This is a genomic window from Rhodoblastus sphagnicola (genome assembly GCF_002937075.1).
In the GTDB taxonomy this organism is placed as follows: domain Bacteria; phylum Pseudomonadota; class Alphaproteobacteria; order Rhizobiales; family Beijerinckiaceae; genus Rhodoblastus; species Rhodoblastus sphagnicola.
The window spans coordinates 1-8,584 of record NZ_NHSJ01000122.1 but is presented as its reverse complement, the minus strand read 5'-3'; the positions used below and the strand labels follow the sequence as shown (position 1 = coordinate 8,584).

The 8,584-nt window shown below is 62.6% G+C and carries 12 protein-coding genes and 2 pseudogenes; 8 read left to right on the top strand and 6 right to left on the bottom strand.

What is annotated here, in order from left to right; translation table 11 throughout:
• Positions 1-198: 198 nt before the first annotated feature.
• Positions 199-738, top strand: coding sequence for a DNA topoisomerase (locus CCR94_RS19805; protein WP_244594152.1), 540 nt, complete (start codon positions 199-201; stop codon positions 736-738).
• 137 nt (positions 739-875) lie between these two features.
• Here CCR94_RS19805 and CCR94_RS19800 read toward each other — a convergent pair whose 3' ends face one another.
• Entirely contained in the window at positions 876-1,061 is a 186-nt protein-coding gene (locus CCR94_RS19800; RefSeq protein WP_104509523.1) for a light-harvesting protein, read from the bottom strand.
• A 12-nt stretch (positions 1,062-1,073) separates the two neighbouring features.
• The gene (locus CCR94_RS19795; RefSeq protein WP_104509550.1) at positions 1,074-1,202 is read right to left on the bottom strand and encodes a light-harvesting protein; all 129 of its coding nucleotides are present in this window, start codon (positions 1,200-1,202) and stop codon (positions 1,074-1,076) included.
• Positions 1,203-1,718: 516 nt separating this feature from the next.
• Between CCR94_RS19795 and CCR94_RS26410 the strand changes: the two genes are divergently transcribed.
• The 3 genes and pseudogenes from CCR94_RS26410 to CCR94_RS19775 form a co-directional block, all read left to right on the top strand.
• Entirely contained in the window at positions 1,719-1,940 is a 222-nt protein-coding gene (locus tag CCR94_RS26410; RefSeq protein ID WP_170068957.1) for a hypothetical protein, read from the top strand.
• A gap of 11 nt (positions 1,941-1,951) precedes the next feature.
• Positions 1,952-2,137 (top strand): hypothetical protein, encoded by a 186-nt coding sequence (locus CCR94_RS19785; RefSeq protein ID WP_146090113.1) that lies wholly within the window; start codon positions 1,952-1,954, stop codon positions 2,135-2,137.
• 881 nt (positions 2,138-3,018) lie between these two features.
• Positions 3,019-3,534, top strand: a pseudogene (locus tag CCR94_RS19775) (transposase); the annotation flags it as partial.
• A gap of 205 nt (positions 3,535-3,739) precedes the next feature.
• On the opposite strand, the gene CCR94_RS19770 reads toward CCR94_RS19775, so the two are convergent.
• The 4 genes and pseudogenes from CCR94_RS19770 to CCR94_RS19760 form a co-directional block, all read right to left on the bottom strand.
• On the bottom strand, positions 3,740-4,885 hold the full coding sequence (locus CCR94_RS19770; protein WP_104509546.1) for a calcium:cation antiporter: 1,146 nt from the start codon (positions 4,883-4,885) through the stop codon (positions 3,740-3,742).
• Between the two features lie 198 nt (positions 4,886-5,083).
• Entirely contained in the window at positions 5,084-5,344 is a 261-nt protein-coding gene (locus tag CCR94_RS24715; RefSeq protein WP_146090112.1) for a hypothetical protein, read from the bottom strand.
• A gap of 13 nt (positions 5,345-5,357) precedes the next feature.
• Positions 5,358-5,504, bottom strand: a pseudogene (locus CCR94_RS26170) (DUF1223 domain-containing protein); the annotation flags it as partial.
• A gap of 72 nt (positions 5,505-5,576) precedes the next feature.
• Positions 5,577-6,500: a LysR family transcriptional regulator gene (locus CCR94_RS19760; protein WP_104509545.1), complete on the bottom strand. Its 924-nt coding sequence runs from the start codon at positions 6,498-6,500 to the stop codon at positions 5,577-5,579.
• Positions 6,501-6,621: 121 nt separating this feature from the next.
• Here CCR94_RS19760 and CCR94_RS19755 point away from each other — a divergent pair, with 121 nt between their 5' ends.
• The 4 genes from CCR94_RS19755 to CCR94_RS19740 form a co-directional block, all read left to right on the top strand.
• The gene (locus CCR94_RS19755) at positions 6,622-7,188 is read left to right on the top strand and encodes a carboxymuconolactone decarboxylase family protein (protein WP_104509544.1); all 567 of its coding nucleotides are present in this window, start codon (positions 6,622-6,624) and stop codon (positions 7,186-7,188) included.
• A 24-nt stretch (positions 7,189-7,212) separates the two neighbouring features.
• Positions 7,213-7,434: a hypothetical protein gene (locus tag CCR94_RS19750; RefSeq protein ID WP_104509543.1), complete on the top strand. Its 222-nt coding sequence runs from the start codon at positions 7,213-7,215 to the stop codon at positions 7,432-7,434.
• 89 nt (positions 7,435-7,523) lie between these two features.
• Positions 7,524-7,988: a nuclear transport factor 2 family protein gene (locus CCR94_RS19745; RefSeq protein ID WP_170068958.1), complete on the top strand. Its 465-nt coding sequence runs from the start codon at positions 7,524-7,526 to the stop codon at positions 7,986-7,988.
• A gap of 10 nt (positions 7,989-7,998) precedes the next feature.
• Positions 7,999-8,584: pyridoxamine 5'-phosphate oxidase family protein (locus CCR94_RS19740; RefSeq protein ID WP_104509541.1), on the top strand; the 586-nt coding region annotated here is incomplete at its 3' end.

The following is an 8,584-nucleotide window of genomic DNA, read 5'->3' as shown; positions in this document are numbered from 1 at the left end:
AGGACCCGCAGACCATCCGCGAGGCGTTCGGTCGCGCCAAGCCGAATTCCGAATATTCGCGCATCTACGCGGCAGCGGTCGCGCGTCGGCAGGCGGACCAGATCTACAATCTCTCGCTGACCCGCACAGCCACGGTCAGTCTGGGCAAGGGCGCTCCGGGCGTCATCGGAATCGGGCGGGTGGAAGACGCAGGATGTCGTGAACGCCGCCAACGGGTTCGAGGGCCCGCTCGCCGCGCGGGTCGAGGAGAAACGGCAGAAACCGCCAAAACTCCACGACCTGCCGTCCTTGCAAAAACTGTGCGGCTCGCGCTTCGGCTGGTCGGCGGCCAAAACGCTTGAGCTGGCGCAGGAACTCTACGACGGCCAAGGCAAGAAGATCATCACCTATCCCCGCGCCGAGGTGCGTTACCTACCGGGGCTTTCGGCCCGGATGACAAGCCAGGCGCGGAAAAGATGCAGAATGATACCGTCGGCGTCGATGTCTCGAAAGACCATCTCGACTCCCACCGGTTGGCCCACGGCGCAAGCCGCCTCTTCGCCAACGACAAATGTGGGCACAAGGCGCCGATCAAATGGCTGGGGCAAACGCCTGTCCAGCGCGTCATCTTTGAACCGACCGGCCCTTGCCATCGGGCGCTGGAGCGCGCGTTGGGCGAAGGCGATTGATGTTCGCAACCCAACCCTGACCGTAGAAATCGCCGGCAACCACCGCAAGCTGGGACATGATCAACAATAAACGGCCGGTATCGCTTCGATACCGGCCGGCAATATTCGGCCTCACATGCTCAGTTCACTGACTTCGAGTCGCAGCGGTGGACTCGCCGCATGCCGATGACAGGGTTACTTCACATGCTAAGCTAACGTCAGATGGCGTCAGCCGACGAACGAGGTCTCGATGGCGGCAGCCTTCTTCAGGCCACCCTGCCAGTAGGCCGGGAACCACGTGGTGTGCGAGATCAGCGCGAGATGCACGAGGATCGCGATCACGGTCACGGAGCCGAGCAACAGCGGGAGGCCAATGCTCGGGTTGACGACGGTCCAGATTTTGCCTTGGTTCATATCAGAAACTCCTCAATGCAGCCAGGGAGAGAAAGCGAACGCGAGAACGTGCGCGAAGATCGCGAGCACGAAGAACACGCGGGCGCCGTCGATGACGTGCTTGTGAAGCTCTTCGGATTGCTCCGTGGTAAGAACAGCCATTTTCCACCTCTTAAAAAAAACGCCACTGATTTTTTCGTGCTATACCCGCACGTAGGTTGCCCGTGGCGCGGCAGCGAGAGCTTCCGCGACCTCAAGGTGAGGTCGCCGTTGCAACGCAGGCGTCACCATACATGGACGATTATTAATGTCAAATTCACTTGACAGCACGCCCGTCGAAAATCTCGTCTCACGAGATTGATGGCGACGAGATGTTTTCCCGTTATAACAAGGCGTTCGCGTCTCCGCACCCGAGATGTCACGCAGCGTATGGGTGTGGTTTGCGGTAATTACGTAGGAGATTGGAACGTCCGCGAACGATTGCGATCAATCGGTCATGCGGGGCGAAATCTCGTCGGCCCTGTTTTTCACGATCTGGACAAGCGACCTCCGCAAATCATGCGCTCCCGAGCGATGGGATCGGCAACGGGAGATTTATTGATTCTCCATCCCAGGGTTCAAACCACCGACTTTCAGCCGGTCAGCTTTAGCCTATGTTCGCAATCGACGATTTCGCGGTTGGAAAATCTGCCCGACACGCGCGCCCTGCTGTTCATGGGCCGCGCCATGGTCGATCTTTATTGCGCCTCGTTCAGACAGGCTCCCAAGCGCGAGGGCCGCATCGCGCGGCCAAGGACCTTGCGCGCGGACCTGGCTCCCAAACGGTTGGACCTCACGCAGATTGTCGCGCGCGAACGCGACGCGCCGGCGTCAAACAGCCCGCTGCTGTGCGTTTGCTGACGACGCTGCCCGTGACGACGGCCCGCGAAGCGATCAGGTTCTATCGCTTGCGCCGGCGCATCGAGGAAGTGTTTCGCGTGCTGCAGACGGACGGGCTTGCCTTGGAGAAAAACAAGATCACGCAGGCGTCGCGCCTGTTCAATCCGGCTGCGATGGCGATTGGCGCCGCCGCGCGGATCATCCAACTCACGGATTGACGCGACGCCAGCCCACGGCCGGCGAGCGATATTCTCGACGATCATTGGATTGAACCCGTCAAAGACATTGCCGCCTCGCTGGAACGCAAGACCGCGCGCCGGAAAAATCCCCATGAAGTCCGCTCATTGCCCCGGTTCGCGCGGATCGTCACGCGTCTGGGAGGATGGCGTTGCTATTACAAACCGCCCGGACCCAAAACCATGGCTCGGGGCGTGCGAAGACTCATGGACATGCCCCCGGATACGAGATCGCAAAATGCAAATCACATTCGTGCATCCCGTAGGCGTAAGCCCGCGCGAGGTAAGTCCTCATGTGTCATCTGGCTCAAAGACGCAAAACATCAAAGAAATAAAAAATAGATAAACGCAGATAAATGGGCCTGTTACGAACACGAGGACCGGCATCAGGAGGCCTTCCTCATTCGTTGCACGCAGCACCCGCGCGGTCTCCGTCCAGACGGCCGCTATGAGAAGGAGAACAATTGCATGGAACATCTACAGTTCTATCCTTGGGGGCTTCGGACCCATCATTGACGTTAGGGCATCGGTAAACATCTGTTAAGGTTTTGGGCGACAGCATGTCAATAGGTTGATATGTCGCAATCTTTCCGTGCTGTCGCGCGTGGATCATCCACGTCTCCCGCTCTCGATGGCCTTGAGATCGTCGCCAAGGGCTTTTTGCGCCGGCTTGGCGCTGCTGAATGTGCTGGCGTCCTTCCCGTCGCCTTAGCGCATATCCCGCAAAAGTGGACGCCGGTTTTTGGAAAAGATCATGCGAAAACAAAGAGTCTAGAGCGCGCTGGCTTCAGGCGGCTTGAGCGGCGTTGGCCGGCGCCTGCGGCTTCCAGCTCCACGGAGCCAGCTCATCCAACAGAATGGGCATGGCCGCTGACCTCTCCGGGCTGGATCTGCTGGTCATCCAGATCGACGGCATCCACATCGACCAGGACCTGATCCTGCTCGGCGTCACGGAAGGGGCCAGCGAGAGCGCCGCCGTCTGTCAGGCGCTGATCGACCACCTGGTCGGACGGCGCCTCGACCCCGCCATCTGTCGCCTGTTCATCGTCGACGGCTCGCGCGCCCTGTTAAAATCGATCCGCGCCAGCTTCGGCCGCAACACGCCGATCCAGCGCCGCCAAATCCACAAGGCCCGAAATGTGAAGCGGTGGCGCGACGCCGCCACGATCGAAGCCGCCAAAGGCTTCCGCCGAATAAAGGCCCACAAGCAGTTCCCGAGCCTGCGCGCCGCGCTTCTTGCGCATCAAGCCTCGGCCAGCGGCGGCGATCTTGACCCCGCCCGAAAGGCTGCACAGCCTCATCAAAGAGTCCCGCTCGCCGAGCCCTTTTCAACATCGGGCGGGACATCGCCTCCGCGAGCGTCAGTGATAGGGACGTAAGCTTCGACGACCAGGATGGCGACGCGGATGTCCTCTCGATTTCATGGAGCCGCCTGAACCGACCTTGCCGCCAAGCAAACGAGCCGCTTCCGCGAGGTTGCGTTAGACCAAGTTCGGCGAACCCCCGTTCACCGAACTTGCTCTAACTCTTTGGTTTTGCGTATATTCTTTTCCGAAAACCGCGCACATTTTTCGGGAATATGCGTTAGCCCTGGAAGATGAGCAGCACGAAGGCAAGGAAGAGGAGAAGGTGCACGAACCCCTGAAGGATGTTTGTGCGCCCGCTGGCGAATGTGACAATGCTGACCCCCAGCGTCAGCAACAGTATCACAAAGTCGGCGTGTTCGACGCCCAGCACGATGGGGCGACCGGTCCAGTGGCTCACGACAAGCATGGCGGGCACAGTGAGGCCGATCGTCGAAAGGACCGACCCCAGAAAAATATTGATGGATCTTTGCATCTGGTTGCGGACCGCCGCCCTGATGGCGCCAATCGCCTCCGGCGTCGCCACGAGGATCGCGATCGTGACGCCTCCCAACGTGGTGGGCGCCCCCAGGGTCTCGATCAGGTAGTCGACCGGATGCGCGAGTTGCTCGGCGAGATACACGACGGGAAGCATGAAGGCGGCGAGCATGGCCGCGTGGAAGGCGATCGAGCGGCTCCCCGTCGGCTCCATCTTGCCTTGGTTTTCCGCCGCGTCCGGGCCGGTGAAATAGCCACGGTGCCGGCCCGTTTGCGCCATGAGGAAGGCGATGTAGAGCGCCACGGCCATCAGCGACAGGAAATGCTCCTGCGCGTTTGAGAGCGTTGGGCCCGCCGTCGTCGTGGTGTAGTTGGGCAAGACCAGCGTCATGACCGCCAAGGGTATGATCACGCCAAGATAGGCGTTCGCCCCCTGAAGATTATAGTGCTGTTCGCGATGTCTGAGCGCTCCCAACAGCAGAGAAAGGCCAACCATCCCGTTGAGGATGATCATGATCACCGAGAGCAGGGTGTCGCGCACGAGCGTCGGGTTGTTGTCGCCGTGCAGCATGATCGCGGAGATGCTCATCACCTCGATGGCGGTGACCGCCAGCGTCAAGATCAGCGTGCCGTAGGGCTCTCCCAGAATCAGCGCAAGGTGCTCGGCATGGCGCACCACGCCCAGCGACGAGGCCAGAATCACGCCAAACAGCCATAGGAAGACGAGGCCAAGCTTCACCGGTTGGTTCAAGTCGGAAAGCAGGTCGGAGCCGAAGCTCAGGAAGGCGGCGCAGGTCAGCACCGGAACCAACAGGAAGCTCTCTTGCCCCAGGGTTGCGCGCAAATCCTGGAAGGCTGAGGCGCGGGTCGCCCGTTCGCTGACGTTCATTCGATCGTTCCTGAAACTTTCATGTCAAAGGCGGAGCGCCTCGTGTGATCCGGCGCGAGCGCAGACATCGGTCCATGAAGGGCGGTCCATGAAGGGCGGCGCCTGCGCGGCGAGCAATCATACACGTGCGTGTCAGCCACCTGCCGCCGCCTATCGGTCGCCGCGACGCTGGCTTAGCCGCAGCAGATTCGCCGTCATTCAGGCGACACAGAGCATGGCGCCGAGCCAGTCGAGCGCGCAGCGGTTCCGCAGCGATCGGGTCATCACCTTGCAGTGACCTTCTGCGCCCTCGGCGCCGGTGAAGTTAATCAGGGGCTTTGGACAGCGCAACCCGTCGCCCAAGGCGAAATCGCCGCAGTCAGGCTTGGCGCCACATGCCCATGCGGCAATGACGGGGACGTTGATGACCTCAGGCTCATAGCGCGCCAGCCAGACATCTGCGGCGTGAAGGGCCCGCACTCGCCCAACGCCGGTTCAAAGTCATATTGGCGGGCGGGAAGGAGGAGCAGCCCTGGCTGGTGAACAGTTCGACGACAATGGGGCGCCCTGCGGCTGCGGCGACGCCGGATGTCGCGGCAAGGCCGAGGACGGCGAGCGCCGTGGGGGCGAGGATTTTCATGTGTCCGAATTCCTGACAGCGAGGATGCAAGGCGCAATCCATTCACTCTCTTCGTCGCCAAAGCCCGAATTGTTATGGCGCGTTGTCGCCGTCCGACGCTGGCCGCAACGCCGCCTTGACGACGCGGGCCTTCAACCGGGGCGTGGCGAAATCCAGAAAGGCGCGCAATTTAAGCGGCAGCAGCCTTTCGCCGGAATGAACAAGGCTGACCGGCAGGGGCGCAGGCTCGCAATCCTCCATCACCACCGTCAGCGCGCCGGCGCGAATGGCGGCTTCCGCCTGATAGCTCAACACGCGGGTGACGCCGACCCCGCCTATGGCCGCGTCAATGGCGGCGTCCGCCGTATTGACCACCAGCCGGGCGCGCGGCGTGATCGTCGCGGACTTGAACCGCCACAGGCCCGCCGCGCTCAAGGTCTGGAAGGCGACGCAGACATGGGTTTCGAGTTCGGCGAGGTTTTGGGGAACGCCATGTTCGGCGAGATAGGCGGGACTGGCGCAAAGGACATGGCGGATGGTCCCCAGCCTGATCGCGAACAGCCCGCTGTCGGGCAGCGCGCCGATCCGCAGCGCCAGGTCGACATGCTCTTCGAGCAGATCGACCATGGTGTCGGCGAAGATCACCTTGATGTCGATTTCGGGATAGGCGCGCAGGAATTCGACCGCCACCGGCAGCAGATGCAGGCGACCGAACACAATGGGCGCGCTGATGATCAAATCGCCCTTGGGCGTGCGAAATTCGCCGGAGGCGACCCGCTCGGCCTCTTCGACATCGTCGAGAATGCGGCGGCAGGAGGCGATATAGGCGAGGCCGGCGTCGGTCGGCGTGAACTGGCGGCTGGAGCGGTTGAACAGCCGCGTGCCCAGATGCGCCTCAAGCTCGGAAACCTTGCGGCTGACCGTCGCCAGGTGGACGTTGAGCTTGCGCCCCGCCGCCGAAAGACTGCCGGTTTCGACCACGGTCAGCAGGATCGACATGGCTTCGAGACGATCCATCGGCTTTCCGATTTTCGAGAGGATGTCTTCCGATACTGACGCCTATTTGATCGATTTGGAAGGGGCTAGCTTCTGGTCATCGGCCTCCCGGACCGACCAAACCCGATCAGGAGCTTCGCCCATGCCCCCTCTTCAAACGTCCCGCCTTCACACGCCCGCTTCCATCGCCGACGCCCCCGCCGCGTCCCGGCCCTTGCTGGAAGCCGTCAACAAGCAGCTCGGCTTCGCGCCGAACCTGTTCCGCCTCGTTTCCAACAGCCCGGCCGCGCTCGAAGGCTATCTCGGCCTTTCCGGCGCCCTCGCCAAGGGGACGCTGCCCGCCCCGACCCGCGAGCGCATTGCGCTGGCCGTGGCCGAAGCCAATGGCTGCGACTATTGCCTCTCGGCCCACAGCTATCTGGCCAGGAACTTGGCCAAGCTCGACGATGCCGAGATCGCCGCCAACCGCCTCGGCCATTCCAACGACCCCAAGGCCGACGCCGCCGTCGCTTTCGCGGTGAAGGTGGTGCGCGAACGCGGCCATGTGAGCGACGACGCCCTGCGCGCCGTAAAACTCGCCGGCTACGACGACGCCCAGGTGATCGAAATCGTCCTGCATGTCGGGCTGAACACCTGGACCAATTACATCAATTCCGTCGCCGCGACCGACATCGACTTCCCGGTCGTCACCGTCGGCAAGGCCGCCTGAACCCGCACACCAAGGAGACACATCATGAAAATCCTTCACATCGCTTTCGTCGCCCTGACCGTCGCCGCGCCCTTGTCCTCGGCCAACGCCGCCCAATCTCATCGCCGCGTTACCGCCGACGAGCGCGCGTTCGTCGCGAATTCGGAAGCGATGAACGCGGCCTCTGAACGCAGCGCGCGCAGCGGCTATGCGGCCGGCGAAGACAGCTCGACCTCGGTCAACTGGCGCAAGATCGGCGGTTTCTGAGCCAAAGTCAGCGCGCCGCCGCCGAGGAAGAGGATCCCCCCCCCTGTCATCTTCCTCGGCGAGGCCGTTGTTTCCAGAAAGGCATTGTCATGACCCGCCCGCCGCTGCCGCCCTTCGACCTCGCCACCGCCACACAAAAGGCCCGTCTGGCCGAGGACGCCTGGAACTCGCGCGATCCCGCGCGCGTCTCGCAGGCCTATACGCCGGACTGCCGCTGGCGCAACCGCGCCGAATTCGTGCAAGGCCGCGCCGCTATCGAAGCCCTGCTGACGCGCAAATGGCGGCGGGAGAGGGACTATCGCCTGATCAAGGAAATCTGGGGCTTTCGCGAGAACCGCATCGCCGTGCGCTTCGCCTATGAATGGCGCGACGCCGACGATGGCTGGTTCCGCAGCTATGGCAACGAGAACTGGGAGTTCGCCGAGGATGGGCTGATGCGCCGGCGTATCGCCAGCATTAATGACGCGCCGATTGCGGAACAGGACCGCCTGTTTCATTGGCCGCTCGGTCGCCGCCCCGACGATCATCCCTCGCTCAGCGAGTTCGACCTCTGAAAGCACAGCCATGGACGAACCCGGACGGCCCCCTTCCAGCGATGTCGCCTTCACGCCTTCGGTCAAGGCCGTGCAGGCGCGCAAGGGCTCGCGCCGGGCCTATGCCCATGTCGAGGCGGAGGGCGGCTGGCCGACCCGGATCACCCCGGACCTGGCGGACTTCATCGCCGCCCAGACCAGCGTCTTTCTGGCGACCGCCAACAGCCTCGGCCAGCCCTATATCCAGCATCGCGGAGGGCCGCCGGGTTTTTTGCGCGTGCTTGACGAGACCACGCTCGGCTTCGCCGACTTCACCGGCAACCGGCAATTCATCACCCTCGGCAATCTCGCCGAAAACGATCAGGCCCATCTGTTCCTGATCGATTACGCGACGCGGCGCCGCATCAAAATCTGGGGCCGCGCCAAGGTGGTCGAAGGCGACGACGCCCTTATGGCCGAACTCATGCCGCGCGACTATCGGGCGCGCCCGTCGCAGGCGATCCTGTTCACGGTTTCCGCCTGGGACGCCAATTGTCCGCAGCATATCCCGCAAAAAATCGACGCCGCCGATGTGGCTGCGGCCCTGGCCGAACGCGACGCCCGCATTCTCGCGCTGG